Here is a 16,821-nt window from a genome sequence, read left to right on the forward strand (position 1 = left end):
GGACTGTCGTCGTCACGTCGGATCACAGGGGAAATGCGTTCATTTCCCGGAAACAAAACGAGCCGGGGCCCGCACCCAAGGTGCGGGCCCCAGCTACGAAGTGCGCGTCAGCGTCAGGCGGGAACGATGTTCTCGGCCTGCGGGCCCTTCTGGCCCTGCGTGACGTCGAAGGTCACCTTCTGGCCCTCCTGGAGCTCACGGAAGCCCTGGGTGGCGATGTTCGAGTAGTGAGCGAAGACGTCGGCGCCGCCGCCCTCCTGCTCGATGAAGCCGAAGCCCTTTTCCGCGTTGAACCACTTCACGGTGCCAGTAGCCATGTCATATCTCCTTCGGGGCAGTGCCCGTGGAATTCACACTGTGTGAACTCCGCGTCGCCGCGATGATTACCCCGTCCGGAATGACCCGGCAATACAAAGTGCCCCGCCGACACATAACGCCGACTGAGCACTTGAAGTCTCTGGGAACCACAACTGCAACTGATATCGACAGTAGCACGCCCTCGCCGACGGCGCAGGGTTTTCCTTACCGCTCCGCCGGTCGGCGGATAAACCCTCATCGCGCATCACGCGAAATTCTGCATTTGCCGTCACAGATATCCGACGACGGCGCCCTCAGGACGACGGCGCCTCCTCAGGCCTGGCACGGGTTCCGCGCAGCTGCTCGTTGATGCGCTGGGCCTCTTCGAGCTGGTCCTCGAGGATGACGATCCGGCAGGCCGCCTCGATCGGCGTGCCCTGGTCCACGAGCTCGCGGGCGCGCGCGGCGATGCGCAGCTGGTAGCGCGAGTAGCGGCGGTGGCCGCCCTCGGAGCGCAGCGGAGTGATCAGGCGGGCGTCGCCGACGGCCCGGAGGAAGCCGGGCGTGGCGCCGATCATCTCGGCGGCCCGGCCCATCGTGTAGGCGGGATAGTCGTCGTCATCGAACCGATCGGGGCCTTGCGTGAGGGTCTCTGGGGGCATTTGCACCTTTTCTGGAACGCGTCGAGGGGCCTGGTGCCGTACGGCACCAGGCCCCGAGGGGTTTCAACACCATCTACCGGCCCTGTGTGCCGGCTCTCTGTGACCGCACGGCCGCCCTGCTGAGCGGGGGTGCGGGGATCGTGAATGCGTGACCGGGGACCACCTTCCAATCCGGGGCCTGCGGTACCCGGGCGATGCCGTGCCTCGTCCGGGCGATCCTGATGGCGTCCCACTCCCTTCTTGCACTTCCTTGCCTGTAACGGCTTCCAACGTCTTTGACTACACCAAGAACTCTAACAACGGCGGTTACGCATGTCTACTTCCGTCGCGATAGATTTTCGGGAGCGGAGGAGGAGGGATCCAAGGACCCACGCGCCCCCTGTCGTCGGTAGGCTCACCAGTCATGTCGAAGCCTGACGAACTGCTCGTAGACATCGCCACCCTGGTGGAGTCCGAGCACAGCAATCAGATGTCCCTCACCGTGGTCGTGGCCGGTGCCGTCATCACCGGACGGCTGGCCCCTGAAGCCCTGTGGCGGCGGCGTGTCGCCGAAGTCCTGAAGGACTCCGCCCAGCTGGGCCCGTTCGCCTCCGTATTCGAGACCGACGAGGCACCCGACGACCCGCCGCGGGACACCACGCCCCCCACCCACCTCCACTTCCACCTGGCCCGGATCCTCCAGGGCACCCTGGGCCTGCCGGAGACGGGCGGGATGTACCGCATCGCCCTCCAGGACGTGAGCGCCTGGAGCGTGGGCGACCTCAGCTACTCCGACCACTGACCCGCGCCGGGCCCGGGTCCGGTTCCGCGCTCTGCCCGGAACCGGACCTGAGTCCGGCCTTGTCAATTTTTCTCCTTCGAGCTATATAGAAATCCGTAGGGCATCGCACCCAGCACCTGACGAAGGGAGTGACCCGTGATGCTCATGCGTACCGACCCGTTCCGTGAGGTCGACCGCCTCGCCCAGCAGGTCTTCAACAACGCCCGTCCCGCAGGGATGCAGATGGACGCCTACCGGCAGGGCGACGAGTTCGTCGTCCACTTCGATCTGCCGGGCGTCGACCCCGAGTCGATCGACCTGGACGTGGAACGCCACGTACTGAACGTCCGTGCCGAGCGCCGCTCCCCCGCCCCCGAGGGCGTGGAGCTGATCGCGGGCGAGCGCCCCACCGGCACCTTCTCCCGCCAGCTGTTCCTCGGCGACACCCTGGACACCGAGCGGATCGAGGCCTCGTACGAAGCGGGCGTCCTGACGCTGCGGATCCCGGTGGCCGAGCAGGCCAAGCCGCGCAAGATCCAGATCAGCGGCGGCGACAGCGGACGCCGGCAGATCAGCGGCTGACCATGCGAGAGACGGCCGCGTGGTGAGCGCGGCCGGTCGACAAGAGAAGGTCGACAACCGAAGGTCCACAAGAGAAGACGGAGGAGAACGCACGATGAGATGGAGCGAACTCATCGAGGCGGTAAGGGAATCCGGGCAGTACGCCACCGCCGCGGAGGCGGAGCGCGTGACGCGCACCGTCCTGTCCGCCCTCGGCGGCCATGTCGTCGGGGACGAACGCGTCGACCTGGCGGCCCAGCTGCCGGTCGAGGCGGCGAGGGTGATCGCGGACCAGGTGCCCGTGACACGGCGGCTCACAGCACCTGAGTTCGTCGAGAGCGTGGCGCTGCGCCTGGAGGGCGCCACGCCGGCCACCGCCCGATGGGACGTCAGCTCCGTCCTCACCGCCTTGGCACAGGCGGTCGACGGCGAGCTCGTGGACCGCCTGCTGGACCGGCTGCCGCCGGGGTACGCCCTGCTGTTCGGCAGGGCCGAGCTGGCGCAGGCGGCCTGAGGCGGGCCGCGCGGGTGCCGTTCCCGGATCCCGGGGCCCGGGGTGCGGGGACGGCACCCGCGGCGGCGTCTAGGGCCTGTCTGACCATTCCCGTCGTCGCCCGGAGGGCGGCCTCGCGGCGTCAGGTGCGTGCTCTCGGCGTGCCGGGCGTAGGGCCTCGTACTGGATGTACTTGGCTCTGCGCCCGGCGCGGCGAGAGTGCGTGCATGGCGTCGCGAGGCAGGCGGGCATGGTCAGACAGGCCCTAGCGGCCCCTGGCCGGCTTCGGCAGGGTGCAGCCCGCCCGGCCGAGGTCGATCTTGTTGCCGGTGCCGACGCAGGGCACGAGGGTGTAGGTCTGCTGCCCGTAGTTGATGCCTTCGCGCACGGTGACCTTGCCGGTCTCGTCGACCTCGCAGGGGTTGTTGTCCGTGCACCGGCCGCCGCGGTCGTTGCCGGTGTTGTTGACGGCGACGACCTTGCCGGTGGCGTCGTCGATCACCGGGGCGCCCGAGGTGCCGCCGATCGTCTTGCAGTCGGGGGTGTAGCGGACCGAGTCCTTCCAGGTCCAGCTGCCTTCCTTGAGGCGGTGCGCGAAGCCGTCGATGCCGCACTTGTAGAGCTTCTTCCAGAAGCCGGAGGCGACCGTGATCGCCCGGCCCTGCGCGGGCCGCGCCGTGTCCAGCTCCAGCGCCTTGACCCCGTACTTGCTCTCGATGTCGCGGTAGGTGCTGGTGAGCTCGTAGAGCGACATGTCCGTGTCGGTCATGGTGGCGTACGCGATCTTGCTCGCCCGGAGCGTGGCGAGGTTGCCGCCGGAGGCGTCGAGGAGCGTGAAGCGGCGCGAGGAGGGCTTGTCGACGACGACCTCGCCGGGGGCGGGGAAGCCGCTCTCCAGGCAGTGGCCGTTGGACAGGACGAGGGCGGGGTCGCCGGGCTGCGAGCCGGGGACGCGCACGACGGAGCCGGAACAGTTGTCGAGCGCCACCGTCCCGGCGAGGTCGACGGCCGCGACCGCGGGCGCCACGGCCCGTTCGGCACCGGCGGCCGTCGCGGGCGCTGCCGTCGCTCCGCACAGCAGAACGGCGAGGCACACGCCGACGAGAGGCTTGTTCATGTGGGGGGTCCCCTCTGATGACTGATGACTGGGTGACCGAAGGTCGTTCGGGTTGTCATGCGCATTGTTGGGGTCCGCGCCCCCGAGAACAAGACCGCCCCCGGCGGGGGCGCTCGGGGCGATATTCGCCAAACCGCCGCCGGAACACCCCGTAAGCTCGCCGCCATGCAGGTCATCCAGTCGACGAAGCTCGCCAACGTCTGTTACGAGATCCGGGGCCCCGTCCTTGAGGAGGCGATGCGGCTCGAAGCGGCAGGCCACCGCATCCTCAAGCTCAACACCGGCAATCCGGCCGCCTTCGGCTTCGAGTGCCCGCCCGAGATTCTGGAGGACGTCCTCCGCAACGTCGGCTCCGCGCACGGCTACGGCGACGCGAAGGGCCTGCTCGCCGCCCGCCGCGCGGTGGTCATGCACAACCAGACCCTCGGCATCGAGACCGACGTCGAGCACGTCTTCATCGGCAACGGCGTCTCCGAGCTGATCGTGATGGCCATGCAGGGCCTGCTCGACGACGGCGACGAGGTCCTCGTACCGGCGCCCGACTACCCCTTGTGGACCGCGGCCGTCTCCCTGTCCGGCGGCACCGCCGTGCACTACCGCTGCGACGAGCAGGCCGACTGGATGCCGGACCTCGCCGACATCGAGCGCAAGGTGACCGACCGCACCAAGGCGATCGTGATCATCAATCCGAACAACCCGACCGGCGCCGTCTACAGCGACGACATGCTGCGCGGTCTGACCGACATCGCGCGCCGCCACAATCTCCTGGTCTGCTCGGACGAGATCTACGACAAGATCCTCTACGACGGCGTCACGCACACGCCGACCGCCGCCATCGCCCCGGACCTGCTGACCCTCACCTTCAACGGCATGTCGAAGGCGTACCGGGTGGCGGGCTACCGCGTCGGCTGGATGGCGGTCTCGGGCCCGAAGGCGCACGCCTCCTCGTACATCGAGGGCCTGACGATCCTCGCCAACATGCGGCTGTGCGCGAACATGCCGGGTCAGCACGGCGTCGTCGCGGCGCTGAGCGGGCGCCAGACGATCAACGACCTGGTGCTGCCGGGCGGCCGGCTCCTGGAGCAGCGCGACACCGCGTACGACCTGCTGACGCAGATCCCCGGTGTGAGCTGCGTGAAGCCGAAGGGGTCGCTGTATCTCTTCCCGCGGCTCGACCCGAAGGTCTTCAAGATCAAGGACGACCGGCAGATGGTCCTCGACCTGCTGCGCGCCGAGAAGATCATGGTCGTGCACGGCACCGGCTTCAACTGGCCGGAGCCCGACCACTTCCGGGTCGTGACACTGCCTACGGCGACCGACCTCGCGGAGGCGGTCAGGCGGATCGGGAACTTCCTCGACGGCTACAGCCAGCCCTGACACCGGCGCCCGCACCGGCCCCCCGGACGCGACTCAACTTTAGACAAAATCTAAGGTAGGATGGTCCCCATACCGCTTGGAGGCCACCCATGTACGAGCCGATCCGCACCAAGTCGGTCCACTCGATGGCCGACGACGCGGACTTCCCGCACCGCTCCCGCGAGGAGGAGCTGGACATCCAGCTCTCCGGGCACCTCGCGGCGCTCCTCGCCGTCACCGACGAGCTGCGCGCCCTCGCCCCCGCCGCCGACCTGGAGGCCGCCGCCGAGCGGCTGGCCTCCGAGGTGGCGCGACTGAGGGGCGGCGCACAGCCGGCGCGCTCGTCGGTCGCCACCGCCATCCACGAACCGCATCTGACCGCCCTGCACCAGCGCGCCCACGCCCTCGCGGGCCGCGCCCTGGTCGTGGCGGCCTCTCGCGCCGACACCGCGGCGGCCATCCTGGCCGCCGAGCGCATGGACGCCCACGCGGACGCCACGCGCCTGGTCGGCGCCTCCTGATCGGCCCCGGTCCGCGGCCGGGGAGGCCACGGACCGGGTGCCACCAGCAAACCGCCCGGGCGTGGGCCACCGGGTACGTACGCGGAGGGGCCCCGCACGCCGTTGTGCGGGGCCCCTCCGGGATGTGCGGACCGGGTCAGCCCAGGCGCTCCACCAGCGCGCGGTACTCGTCCCACAGCTCCTTGGGCGTGTGGTCGCCGAAGGTGTTGAGGTGCTCGGGGATCAGCGAGGCCTCGTCGCGCCAGACCTCCTTGTCGACCGTGAGCAGGAACTTCAGGTCGGCGTCGGCCAGCTCCAGGCCCTCGGTGTCGAGCGCGTCGACCGTCGGCAGGATGCCGATGGGGGTCTCGACGCCCTCGGCCTTGCCGTCCAGGCGCTCCACGATCCACTTCAGGACGCGGGAGTTCTCGCCGAAGCCCGGCCACACGAAGCGGCCCTTCTCGTCCTTGCGGAACCAGTTCACGTAGTAGATCTTCGGCAGCTTGGACTGGTCCTTGTCCTTGGCCACGTCGATCCAGTGCGCCATGTAGTCGCCCATGTTGTAGCCGCAGAACGGCAGCATGGCGAACGGGTCGCGGCGCAGCTCGCCGACCTTGCCCTCGGCGGCGGCGGTCTTCTCGGAGGCGACGTTGGCGCCGAGGAAGACGCCGTGCTGCCAGTCGAAGGACTCGGTCACCAGCGGGACCGCGCTCGCGCGGCGGCCGCCGAAGAGGATGGCCGAGATCGGCACGCCCTTCGGGTCCTCCCACTCGGGCGCGATGATCGGGCACTGGGCGGCCGGGGTGGTGAAGCGCGCGTTGGGGTGCGCCGCGGGGGTGCCGGACTCCGGGGTCCAGTCGTTGCCCTTCCAGTCCGTCAGGTGGGCCGGGGTCTCCTCCGTCATGCCCTCCCACCAGACGTCGCCGTCGTCGGTGAGCGCGACGTTGGTGAAGACGGAGTTGCCCCACAGCGTCTTCATGGCGTTGGCGTTGGTGTGCTCGCCGGTGCCGGGCGCGACGCCGAAGAAGCCGGCCTCGGGGTTGATCGCGTAGAGGCGGCCGTCCTCGCCGAACCGCATCCAGGCGATGTCGTCGCCGATGGTCTCGACGGTCCAGCCGGAGATCGTGGGCTCCAGCATGGCGAGGTTGGTCTTGCCGCAGGCGCTGGGGAACGCGGCGGCGACGTACTTGGACTCGCCGCGCGGGGGCGTGAGCTTGAGGATCAGCATGTGCTCGGCCAGCCAGCCCTCGTCGCGCGCCATGACGGAGGCGATGCGCAGGGCGTAGCACTTCTTGCCGAGCAGCGCGTTGCCGCCGTAGCCCGAGCCGTAGGACCAGATCTCGCGGTCCTCGGGGAAGTGCGAGATGTACTTGGTGGAGTTGCAGGGCCACGGCACGTCGGCCTCGCCCTCGGCCAGCGGGGCGCCGAGCGTGTGAACGGCCTTGACGAAGAAGCCGTCCTCGCCGAGCTCGTCCAGGACCGCCTGGCCCATCCGGGTCATGGTGCGCATGGAGACGGCGACGTACGCCGAGTCGGTGATCTCGACGCCGATCGCGGACAGCGGCGAGCCGACCGGGCCCATGCAGAAGGGCACGACGTACATCGTGCGGCCCTTCATCGACCCGCGGAAGACGCCGCCCTTGCCGTCGGTGCCCCGGAAGATCTCCCGCATCTCGGCGGGGGCCTTCCAGTGGTTGGTCGGGCCCGCGTCCTCCTCCTTCTCGGAGCAGATGAAGGTGCGGTCCTCCACGCGCGCGACGTCGGTCGGGTCCGAGGCCGCGTAGTAGGAGTTGGGGCGCAGGGTCGGGTCGAGCTTCTTGAACGTGCCCTTGGCGACGAGCTCCTCGCACAGGCGCTCGTACTCGGCCTCGGAGCCGTCACACCAGACCACCCTGTCCGGCTGGGTCAGTTCGGCGATCTCGTTGACCCAGGAGACCAGCTCCTTGTGACGGGTGGGGACGGTGTTGGTCGGGACGGTGCTGGGAGCCGCGATGTCGCGCGCCACGATTGCTCCTAATCGAGGGGTTTTTGAGGATGTATGCCCCGTGGGGGCTGCGACCCGGACGCTTCACGTGTGAATCCTCTGGCGCTCATCCGGTGCCGACCGCACTCATTTGATCATCCGACGCCGCCGCGCATCTGTCCAGAGGACCTCACACCTGAGCGGCGTGAGGATCGCCACTTGTACGGCTTCGGGTACGAGAGCGGATTTCCGCCCGTTTTGCTGACAGGCGCTGCTCCGGTTGACGCCCCCTCCGGTTGATGCCCGACTTACGGGCCCGTAGGTACGATGCCGACCATGACCGCCTCCGTCTCCGAAGCGATCCCGGAACCCGAGGGCGCCCCCTCCCTCGTCCCGTCCCCGCAGGACATGCCGCTCCCCGTGAAGCCGAAGATGCGCGGCTGGCTGCACGCCGGAATGTTCCCCGCGGTGGTCGTGGCCGGGCTCGTGCTGACCGCGCTCGCCGACTCCACCCGCGGCCGGATCGCCTGCGGCATCTTCGCCCTCACCGCCTGCCTCCTCTTCGGGGTCAGCGCGCTCTACCACCGGGGCGACTGGAGCCCGCGGGCCGACCGCGTCCTGCGCAGACTCGACCACTCCAACATCTTCCTGATCATCGCGGGCACGTACACCCCGCTGACGATGCTGCTGCTCCCCGGCGCGAAGGGGCAGTGGCTGCTCTGGGGCATCTGGGGCGCGGCCGTCGCGGGCATCGCCTTCCGCGTCTTCTGGGTCGGCGCCCCGCGCTGGCTCTACACGCCGTGCTACATCGCGATGGGCTGGGCCGCCGTCTTCTTCCTGCCCGACTTCATGCGGACGGGCGGCGTCGCCGTGCTCGTCCTGGTCGTCGTCGGCGGGCTGCTCTACAGCGCGGGCGGCATCATCTACGGCATCAAGCGGCCGAACCCCTCCCCCCGCTTCTTCGGCTTCCACGAGGTCTTCCACTCGCTGACGCTGGCGGCCTTCGCCGTGCACTACGTCGGCATCTCGCTCGTGGCCTACCGCCACGGGTGATCCGACCCCTCCCTCCTTCCGCCATCAAGGTGGCCGCGGCTCTTGAGCCGCGGCCACCTTTTCGCGGGCGCTGGCCGCCCTGGTCGCGAGCATGCTGGTGCTCGGCTTCGACATGACGAGTGCGCGCCGTCATGGGGGCGGGCGCCGCCCTCGTCATGGCCGCTCGCCCTCGCCGTGCTGCGGTGCCGTCCATGGACTCGGCGCTCGGGGCGCTGCCCGTGGAGCGCGCGGGCTCCGGCTCGGGGCTGATGATGACCGTACGGCAGGTGGGCAGCGCCCTCGGCATCGCGCTGCTCGGCTCGCTCCTGGCCTTCGCCTACACACGTGGGCTGGACACCGACGGGCTGCCGAGGCCCGCCGGTGACGCCGCCGGGGAGTCGGTGGTCGCCGCCCACGCCGTCGCCGACCGCCTCGGCAGTGCGCGCCTCACCGACTCCGCCGACGCCGCGTACGTCCACGGCATGGGCCTCGTACTGCTGGTCAGCGGTGTCGCCGCCCTGGTGATGGCGCTGCTCGTCGCCGCGCTGCCGCCGAAGGCGGGCGACGGGCCGGGGCAGGACCCGGACGACATGGGCAGGGCCCCGGCGGATGCCCGAGAATGAACGTCATGACGGCCGCCCGCACCTCCCTTCCCGCGTCCGCCCCGCAGCTGGGGCTGCGCGAGCGGAAGAAGCTCAAGACCCGCGTCGCGATCCGCGAGGCGACGTACCGGCTGATCCGCGAGCAGGGGTACGAGGCGACGACGGTCGAGCAGATCGCCGAGGCGGCGGAGGTCTCCCCCTCCACGGTCTTCCGCTACTTCCCGACCAAGGAGGACATCGTCCTCACCGACGAGTTCGATCCGCTCCTGGAGAGCGAGCTGCGCCGACGGCCCGCCGGGGAGCCGGTCGTCGAATCGCTGCGGCAGGTGCTCCACCGGGCCATGGGCCCCGGCCTCGCGGAAGAGCCGGAGATCTCCAGGCTGCGGACGAAGCTGATGATCGAGGTGCCCGCCGTGCGGGCGCGGATGCTGGAGAGCATGTCGGTCACCGGCGGCATCCTCTGCCGCGTCATCGCCGAGCGCACCGGGCGCGACCCCGGCGAGCTGGAGGTGCGGGCCTTCTCCATGGGCCTGATCGGCGCGCTCACCGAGACCGCCGCGTACTGGGCGGAGCGCGACCACCGGGACGACCTCGCCACGCTCGTGGACCGCACGCTGGACATGCTGGTGAGCGGCTTCGCGGAGACCGGCGGCAGGTGAGGACGGCGGGCCGGGCCCCGGCCGCCCCCGGCATGCCATCCTGACCGCATGAACGGTCCGGAGATCCTCGTCAGTTTCGACCCCGAGCTCACCACCTTCGTCCCGCAGGAGCGAAGGGGCGGCCCCACCAAGGCCGTTACGGACGGCGCGTCCACGCTCGGGCACGTGGTCGAGTCCCTCGGGGTGCCCCTGACGGAGGTCGGCGCGCTCGTGGTGGACGGCCGCAAGGTCGCTCCCGGGCACGTCCCCGCGGCGGGCGAGACCGTCGCCGTGCGTGCGGTGCCCCGCCCTCAGCGGGTGCCCGGCGCCCCACTCCGCTTCCTCCTCGACGTCCATCTCGGCACGCTGGCACGGCGGTTGCGTCTCCTCGGCGTCGACGCGGCGTACGAGAGCACGGACATCGGCGACCCCGCCCTCGCCGCGCGCTCCGCGGCCGAGCGGCGCGTCCTGCTGAGCCGCGACCGGGGCCTGCTGCGGCGCCGGGAACTGTGGGCGGGCGCGTACGTCTACAGCGACCGCCCCGACGACCAACTCCGCGACGTCCTCGGCCGCTTCACCCCGCTCCTGGTCCCCTGGACGCGCTGCACCGCCTGCAACGGCACCCTCCGCACGGCGACCAAGGAGGAGGTCGCGGACCTCCTGGAGGGCGGCACGCGCGGCACGTACGACGTCTTCGCCCAGTGCGGGGAGTGCGCCCGCGTGTACTGGCGCGGCGCCCACCATGACCGTCTGGAGGCGATCGTGGCGCAGGCGGTGGCGGAGTTCGGCGGGCCGGTCGGCGCGCAGGCGTGACCGCCGGAGTGGAGGCGGCACGGCTGCGGGAGCACCATGGAAGAGGGGCACGTACGCCTGCCGAGGAGTGAGTCCGATGGCCAAGTTCATGGATGTCCATCACGGCATGAAGGACATCACCGCCCACCAGCTCAGGGAGGCCCACGCCGCCGACCTGGCGATTCAGGACCAGGAGGGCGTCAGCTTCGAGCACGCGTGGGCCGACCCCGCGTCCGGAGACGTCTTCTGCCTGTCCGAGGCGCCGTCCGCGGACGCCGTTCAGCGCATCCACGAGCGGGCCGGGCACGCCGCGGACGAGATCCACCCGGTGCCGCTCATGGTCTGACCCGCCGGCCCGCGGCTCGGCTCAGCCGAAGGTGAGCACCGGCTTGATCACCTCACCAAAGGACGCGGCCCGCGCCGCCGCCTCGATGTCGGCGAAGGGGAACTCCGTGATGAGCCGCTCGACCGGGAGGCGGCCCTGACCGTGCAGTTCGATGAGGCGCGGGATGAACTCGGACGGCACCGCGTCCCCCTCGATCACGCCACGGATGCTCAGGCCCTTCGTCAGCACGGTCATGATGTCGAACTCGGCCTGCGCGCCGATCCCGACCAGCGCGAGCGTCCCGCGCTCCCGCAGCGCCGCGGTCGCCGTCGATACCACGGCAGGCAGGCCCGTGGTGTCGATCGCGTGGTGCGCCCCGCCTTCGGTGACGTCCCGGACGGCCGCCGCGACGTCGTCGACGGCCGCCGGGTCGATGGCCGCGGCGGCGCCGAGCCCGAGGGCGACCGCGCGCCGGGACGCGACGGGTTCCACAGCGATCACCTGGCAGCCCTCGGCGACGGCCGCCATGACCGCGCTCAGCCCGACGCCCCCGGCGCCGAAGACGGCGAGGGCCGAGCCCGGCCGCGGCCGCAGGACGTTGAGGACCGTGCCCGCCCCGGTCTGGACGCCGCAGCCGAGCGGCGCGGCGAGGGCGGCAGGGAAGCCGACGGGGAGCTTGACGGTGTTGCTCTCGTAGGCGAGGGCGTACGTGGCGAAGCTCGACTGCCCGAAGAAGTTGCCGAAGACCGGGGACCCGCCACGGGAGAGACCGGTGCTGCCGTCGGGGCGCGCGCCCGCGGCGTTGAGCGCGCCGATGCCCGCCTCGCAGTAGGAGCGGTACCCGGCGGCGCACTGGCCGCACGCGCCGCAGCTGCGGTAGCTGAGGCAGACGTGGTCGCCCGGCGCGACGGTCGTCACCGCGTCCCCGACGGCTTCCACGACACCGGCGCCCTCGTGGCCGAAGACCATGGGCAGGCGCGGCCAGACCTGCCGGGTGCTGAGGTCGGTGTGGCAGATGCCCGCGGCGGCGATCCTGACCAGGATCTCGTCCGGCCGGGGCGCCTCGATCTCCACGTCCCGGACGGTGAAGGGCCCGCCGGGGGTCTCCACCAGTGCTGCCTGCATGCGCATGAGTACCCCTGAGTCGTCGGTCCCGTACTGTCAACTCATGTCACCGCGCGCGGAGTTCCCCGCGCCGCCACATCCTCGCACCCGGCCGTCCGCAGCCGAACCCACATTAGGTATGTTGACATAGGTATCCCCTCATACGTACCCTGTCGGCATGCCCACCCCCAGCGCGTCCGAGCAGGACATCCAGGACATCGCCTCAGCGATGTCCTCCGTCCTGCCCGCGCTGCACCGGGCCCTGGAGCGGCGTCTCGCCCAGGACTTCCCGCACCCCCGGCTGCCCGAGGGGCAACTGGCGCTGCTGCGCCTCGTCGGGGAGCGGGACGGCGTCACCGTACGGGCGGCGGCCGACGCGCTGCTGATGAAGCCGAACAACGTGAGCGCCCTGGTCACCCAGCTCGCCGGGCAGGGGCTGCTGGAGCGCGGGCAGGACCCGGCCGACAAGCGGATCGCCCGGCTGCACCTCACCGCCGAGGCGCGGCGCAGGCTCGACCAGGCCATGAGCCTCATGGACGGGTACGTCATCGAGGCGCTGCACACCCTCACCGACGGGGACCTGGACGCCATCGGCTCGGCCCTCGGCGCCCTCAGGGGCCTCGCCCGGCACATCCAGCCGGCCGCCCTCTGACGGCTTCGGCGTACCCGCGCCGGTAGCCGTGCGGCCGGCCAGGCGTGCGGTCATGTGGCCGTACGCCCCGCACCTCACTCCCCTTTCCCAGGAAGCAAGGCACCTCCATGCCCGCCACTTTCGTGGACCACTCACCCCTGCCCGCAGCCGGCCCGCCACCCGCTCCGGCGGGGCGCCGCGGCAGGCCCTGGCTGACGCTCGTCGCTGTCGCGTTCGGCCTGTTCATGGTCGGTCTGGACGGCTCGGTCGTCTCGATCGCCAACCCGGAGATCGGCCGGGACCTGCACGCCTCCACCTCCGACCTGCAATGGGTCACCAACGCGTACCTGCTGGCGCTGGCCGCCGCGCTGATCCTCGGCGGGAAACTCGGTGACCGCTTCGGGCGGCGCACGTTCTACCTGGTCGGTGTCGTCGGCTTCACCCTCGCCTCGGTCGCCATCGGCCTGGCCGGGTCGATCGAGGGCGTCATCGCCTTCCGCGCCGTACAGGGATTCTTCGGCGCGCTGCTGATGCCCAATACGCTCGGCCTGCTGCGGGCGGTGTTCCCGCCGAAGAAGTTCGGCATGGCGGTGGGCATCTGGGCGATGGTGTCGTCCGTGTCCACGGCGCTCGGCCCCATCGTCGGCGGGCTGCTCGTCGAACACGTCAGCTGGGAGTCGGTCTTCTACATCAACGCCCCCATCGGCGTCATCGCGCTCGTCTTCAGCGCGCTGGTGCTGCCGCAGAGCAAGAACGCCGCCGACCGGCACCGCTTCGACATCCCCGGTGTCGTCCTGCTCGCCCTCGGGCTGCTCGTGGTCGTCTTCGGCGTCGTCAAGGGCGAGACGTGGGGCTGGAGTTCGGGCACCACGCTGGGCACGCTCGCGGCCGGGTTCGTCGTCCTGCTGGCCTTCGGGTGGTACGAGACGCGCCTCGGCCGCCCCTCCCCGAACGCCCGGTCCGGCGCGGACAGGGGCCACCCTCTCCTGCCGATGCGGCTCTTCCGCAACCCCGCGTTGACCATCGGCACGATCATCACCGCCGTCAACTTCTTCGTGCTGCTCGGCGTGATCTTCTTCGTGATGCTCTACCTGCAGAACGTGCGCGGCTACACGCCCGTCGAGGCGGGTGTGCGCACCCTGCCGCTGAGTCTCGCCTCCGTCGTCGCCTCGCCGCTGGGCGCCGCGCTCACCGAGCGGTTCGGCGCCCGGCTGTCGATGCCGCTCGGCATGGTGCTCCAGGCCGCCGCCTCCTTCGGGGTGCTCGGCTGGGGCGTCCACTCCTCGTACGCCGCGATGTGGCCGCCGTTCATCGCGCTCGGCCTCGGCGTCGGCATGGTGATGGCGGCCTCCTCCGACGCGATCGTGGGCAACGCGCCCGTCGAGGACGCGGGGGTGGCGGGCGGCCTCCAGGCCACCGCGCTCCAGGTCGGCGGCGCGCTCGGGACCTCCGTACTCGTCTCCCTGATCAGCAGCCGCGTCGGCGCCACCTTGACCGGGGAGCTGACCTCGGCGGGTGTGCCGGGACCAGTGGCGCAGGGCCTCGGCAAGGCCAAGGACGCCGTCGCGATGGGCATCTCGCCCGCCTCGGGCGACATGCCGACGCCTCTGCGGGCGGCGGTGACCGAGGGCAGCGGCCAGGCGTTCATCAACGGCGTCCACACCGCGGCCCTCGTCACGGGCGTGCTGTGCGTGGCGGGCGCCGTGCTCGCGGCGGTGGGGTTGCGGCGCGGGGCGGTGGGCGGCGCGGCCGAGCACTGAGCGGGACGCGGCGCCGTGCGCGTGGGCCGGGGCTGTTGGGTGCCCGGACACCGCTCCCGCCGGGCGCCCCGCCGACGCCCCTCAGGACAGCAGCCGGGCCAGTTCCGCCGGGTCCGTGGTGGGGGCGTCGCAGACGAAGCCGCGGCAGACGTAGGCCGCGGGGTTGCCGTCGACCAGGGGGCGGTCCGCGAGCAGGGGCAGCTCGCCGGAGCCGGGCCGCCCCACCGCGACGGCCGCGCCCGGCGCCGCGCCGAGCAGCGCCGTGCGGTGCAGGTCCCCGAGGATCTCCCCGACGACCGCCACCTCGCGCGGCCCGTCCAGCGCCGCCTCGGCGACCGCGAGGCCGTGCCCGATGAAGCGCGGCACGCGGGGCCCGAGCGCCTTGACGATGCCGAGGGAGCGCTCGGCCGCGGTGCGGTGCGGTGCGGCGCCGGTGTGCGCGGCGTAGGTGAGGAGTGCGCCCGCGGCCGCCGTCCACCCGGAGGGCGCCGCGTTGTCCGTGGGGTCCTGCGGCCGGCGGATGAGCCGCTCCGCGTCGGCGGCCGTGTCGTACAGCGCCCCGCTCTCCTCGTCCACGAACTGGGCGAGGACGTGGTCGAGCAGGAAGCCCGCGAACTCCAGCCACACCCCCTCCCCCGTCACCGAGGCCAGCGTGAGGAAGCCCTCCGCCACGTCGGCGTAGTCCTCGAGCACACCCTGGTTGGCGCCGGGCTGCCCGTCCTTGGAGGTGCGGGCGAGCCGCGCGCGGGCGTCCATGTGGAGGCGTACGAGAAGATCGCCCGCGCCCACGGCCGCCGCGACGAGGTCCGGCCGGTCGAAGTACGCGCCGGTCTCGGCGAGCGCGGAGATCGCGAGGCCGTTCCAGGCGGCGACCACCTTGTCGTCACGGCCGGGCGCGGGCCGCTCGGCACGGGCGGCGAGGAGCCGCTCGCGGATCGAGGCGAGCCGGGAGGCGTCCGCCAGGGGGCCGTCCAGGGCGGGGAGTTGCAGCACGGAGGCGCCCTCCTCGAAGGTGCCCTCCTCCGTCACGCCGTAGCGGGACATCGCCAGTTCCGCGTCGGCCTCGCCGAGCACCTCCCGCAACTGCCGCGGCGTCCACACGTAGTACGCGCCCTCGACATGCTTGCCCGTGGCCGGGTCCTCGCTGTCCGCGTCCAGCGCGGACGCGAACCCGCCTTCGTTCGTGCGCAGTTCGCGGACCATGAAGTCCGCCGTCTCCAGGGCGACGCGGCGCGCGAGGTCCGAGCCGGTGGCCCGCCACAGATGGGCGTACGTACGGCACAGCAGGGCGTTGTCGTACAGCATCTTCTCGAAGTGCGGCACGACCCACTCGCGGTCGACGGAGTAGCGGGCGAAGCCGCCGCCGAGCTGGTCGTAGATGCCGCCGCGCGCCATCCGCTCGCAGGTCTCCGCGGCCATCTGGAGCGCGCCCTCGGAGCCGGTGCGGGCGTAGTGCCGCAGCAGGAACTCGATGACCATGGACGGCGGGAACTTGGGTGCGCCGCCGAAGCCGCCGTGCGTCGCGTCATAGTCGCGCGTCAGGCCGAGCAGTGCCTGTGCCAGCTCGTCCTCGCCGGGCTTCTCGCCGGAGCCGTGGGTGAGCTGCCGCTCCCCCAGCTCGCGCACGATCTTGCCGGCGACCTCGTCGACCTCGCCGCGCCGGTCCGTCCACGCGCGGTGGACGCCGTCGAGCACCTGCGCGAAGGAGGGCATGCCGTGCCGGGGCTCCGGCGGGAAGTACGTACCGAAGTAGAAGGGCTCGGCGTCCGGGGTGAGGAAGACGGTCATGGGCCAGCCGCCCTGGCCCGTCGCGGCCTGCACGGCCTCCATGTAGACGGCGTCGACGTCGGGCCGCTCCTCGCGGTCGACCTTGACGTTCACGAACTTCTCGTTCATGAGCGCGGCCGTCGCCGCGTCCTCGAAGGACTCGTGCGCCATGACGTGGCACCAGTGGCACGCGGAGTAGCCGACGGACAGCAGCACGGGTACGTCACGCCGTCGCGCTTCCTCGAAGGCGTCCGGTCCCCAAGGCCACCAGTCGACCGGATTGTCAGCGTGCTGAAGCAGATAAGGCGAGGTCACACCAGCCAGCCGGTTCATACGATCCAGCCTCTCACAATGCCGGGCCGCGCCGGTGGGCCCGCACGGGCGCTGCCTCGCCCACTGGGCTCAAGCCCGGCAGCGCCGGACCTCTCAAGGCTCCTCGAAAGAGGTACGCCATGACAGCC

18 protein-coding genes are annotated in these 16,821 nt (G+C 71.3%); 12 read left to right on the forward strand and 6 right to left on the reverse strand.

Annotation, left to right across the window (positions count from 1 at the left end; all coding sequences use genetic code 11):
• Positions 1–113: 113 nt before the first annotated feature.
• The gene (locus ACF062_RS14960; RefSeq protein WP_030788646.1) at positions 114–317 is read right to left on the reverse strand and encodes a cold-shock protein; all 204 of its coding nucleotides are present in this window, start codon (positions 315–317) and stop codon (positions 114–116) included.
• A 294-nt stretch (positions 318–611) separates the two neighbouring features.
• Entirely contained in the window at positions 612–959 is a 348-nt protein-coding gene (locus ACF062_RS14965; RefSeq protein WP_223776448.1) for a MerR family transcriptional regulator, read from the reverse strand.
• Positions 960–1,362: 403 nt separating this feature from the next.
• Here ACF062_RS14965 and ACF062_RS14970 point away from each other — a divergent pair, with 403 nt between their 5' ends.
• The 3 genes from ACF062_RS14970 to ACF062_RS14980 all read left to right on the forward strand — a co-directional run bounded on the left by ACF062_RS14970 (position 1,363) and on the right by ACF062_RS14980 (position 2,794).
• Positions 1,363–1,740: a hypothetical protein gene (locus tag ACF062_RS14970; RefSeq protein ID WP_320590096.1), complete on the forward strand. Its 378-nt coding sequence runs from the start codon at positions 1,363–1,365 to the stop codon at positions 1,738–1,740.
• Between the two features lie 138 nt (positions 1,741–1,878).
• Positions 1,879–2,301, forward strand: coding sequence for an Hsp20/alpha crystallin family protein (locus ACF062_RS14975; protein WP_392138873.1), 423 nt, complete (start codon positions 1,879–1,881; stop codon positions 2,299–2,301).
• Positions 2,302–2,395: 94 nt separating this feature from the next.
• A complete protein-coding gene (locus ACF062_RS14980; RefSeq protein WP_392138265.1) occupies positions 2,396–2,794 on the forward strand; it encodes a DUF2267 domain-containing protein in 399 nt (132 codons plus the stop codon).
• Between the two features lie 244 nt (positions 2,795–3,038).
• Here ACF062_RS14980 and ACF062_RS14985 read toward each other — a convergent pair whose 3' ends face one another.
• On the reverse strand, positions 3,039–3,890 hold the full coding sequence (locus ACF062_RS14985; RefSeq protein ID WP_392138267.1) for a serine protease: 852 nt from the start codon (positions 3,888–3,890) through the stop codon (positions 3,039–3,041).
• 165 nt (positions 3,891–4,055) lie between these two features.
• Here ACF062_RS14985 and ACF062_RS14990 point away from each other — a divergent pair, with 165 nt between their 5' ends.
• Both ACF062_RS14990 and ACF062_RS14995 read left to right on the forward strand, forming a co-directional pair.
• The gene (locus ACF062_RS14990; RefSeq protein ID WP_392138269.1) at positions 4,056–5,267 is read left to right on the forward strand and encodes a pyridoxal phosphate-dependent aminotransferase; all 1,212 of its coding nucleotides are present in this window, start codon (positions 4,056–4,058) and stop codon (positions 5,265–5,267) included.
• An 89-nt stretch (positions 5,268–5,356) separates the two neighbouring features.
• The gene (locus ACF062_RS14995) at positions 5,357–5,767 is read left to right on the forward strand and encodes a hypothetical protein (RefSeq protein WP_392138271.1); all 411 of its coding nucleotides are present in this window, start codon (positions 5,357–5,359) and stop codon (positions 5,765–5,767) included.
• A 136-nt stretch (positions 5,768–5,903) separates the two neighbouring features.
• Here ACF062_RS14995 and ACF062_RS15000 read toward each other — a convergent pair whose 3' ends face one another.
• Positions 5,904–7,751, reverse strand: a complete 1,848-nt coding sequence (locus tag ACF062_RS15000) for a phosphoenolpyruvate carboxykinase (GTP) (protein ID WP_392138272.1) — start codon at positions 7,749–7,751, stop codon at positions 5,904–5,906.
• Positions 7,752–8,045: 294 nt separating this feature from the next.
• Here ACF062_RS15000 and ACF062_RS15005 point away from each other — a divergent pair, with 294 nt between their 5' ends.
• The 5 genes from ACF062_RS15005 to ACF062_RS15025 all read left to right on the forward strand — a co-directional run bounded on the left by ACF062_RS15005 (position 8,046) and on the right by ACF062_RS15025 (position 11,119).
• Complete coding sequence (locus ACF062_RS15005; RefSeq protein ID WP_392138274.1) at positions 8,046–8,762, forward strand: hemolysin III family protein; 717 nt, start codon at positions 8,046–8,048, stop codon at positions 8,760–8,762.
• Positions 8,763–8,953: 191 nt separating this feature from the next.
• Positions 8,954–9,364, forward strand: a complete 411-nt coding sequence (locus tag ACF062_RS15010; protein WP_392138275.1) for a hypothetical protein — start codon at positions 8,954–8,956, stop codon at positions 9,362–9,364.
• Complete coding sequence (locus tag ACF062_RS15015; protein ID WP_392138277.1) at positions 9,361–10,002, forward strand: TetR/AcrR family transcriptional regulator; 642 nt, start codon at positions 9,361–9,363, stop codon at positions 10,000–10,002. Before ACF062_RS15010 ends, ACF062_RS15015 begins: the two co-directional genes overlap by 4 nt.
• A gap of 48 nt (positions 10,003–10,050) precedes the next feature.
• Entirely contained in the window at positions 10,051–10,794 is a 744-nt protein-coding gene (locus ACF062_RS15020) for a Mut7-C RNAse domain-containing protein (protein WP_392138279.1), read from the forward strand.
• Between the two features lie 76 nt (positions 10,795–10,870).
• Positions 10,871–11,119 (forward strand): SCO4226 family nickel-binding protein, encoded by a 249-nt coding sequence (locus ACF062_RS15025; RefSeq protein WP_223776439.1) that lies wholly within the window; start codon positions 10,871–10,873, stop codon positions 11,117–11,119.
• Positions 11,120–11,140: 21 nt separating this feature from the next.
• On the opposite strand, the gene ACF062_RS15030 is transcribed toward ACF062_RS15025, so the two are convergent.
• Positions 11,141–12,229, reverse strand: coding sequence for an NAD(P)-dependent alcohol dehydrogenase (locus tag ACF062_RS15030; RefSeq protein ID WP_392138281.1), 1,089 nt, complete (start codon positions 12,227–12,229; stop codon positions 11,141–11,143).
• A 151-nt stretch (positions 12,230–12,380) separates the two neighbouring features.
• Here ACF062_RS15030 and ACF062_RS15035 point away from each other — a divergent pair, with 151 nt between their 5' ends.
• Both ACF062_RS15035 and ACF062_RS15040 read left to right on the forward strand, forming a co-directional pair.
• A complete protein-coding gene (locus tag ACF062_RS15035; RefSeq protein ID WP_392138283.1) occupies positions 12,381–12,854 on the forward strand; it encodes a MarR family winged helix-turn-helix transcriptional regulator in 474 nt (157 codons plus the stop codon).
• 107 nt (positions 12,855–12,961) lie between these two features.
• Positions 12,962–14,593 (forward strand): MFS transporter, encoded by a 1,632-nt coding sequence (locus tag ACF062_RS15040; RefSeq protein ID WP_392138285.1) that lies wholly within the window; start codon positions 12,962–12,964, stop codon positions 14,591–14,593.
• Between the two features lie 81 nt (positions 14,594–14,674).
• Here the strand turns inward: ACF062_RS15040 and ACF062_RS15045 are convergent, their stop codons facing one another.
• A complete protein-coding gene (locus ACF062_RS15045) occupies positions 14,675–16,693 on the reverse strand; it encodes a thioredoxin domain-containing protein (protein ID WP_392138286.1) in 2,019 nt (672 codons plus the stop codon).
• Positions 16,694–16,821: the final 128 nt, after the last annotated feature.

It is taken from the genome of Streptomyces sp. NPDC015345 (assembly GCF_043078805.1).
GTDB lineage: Bacteria > Actinomycetota > Actinomycetes > Streptomycetales > Streptomycetaceae > Streptomyces.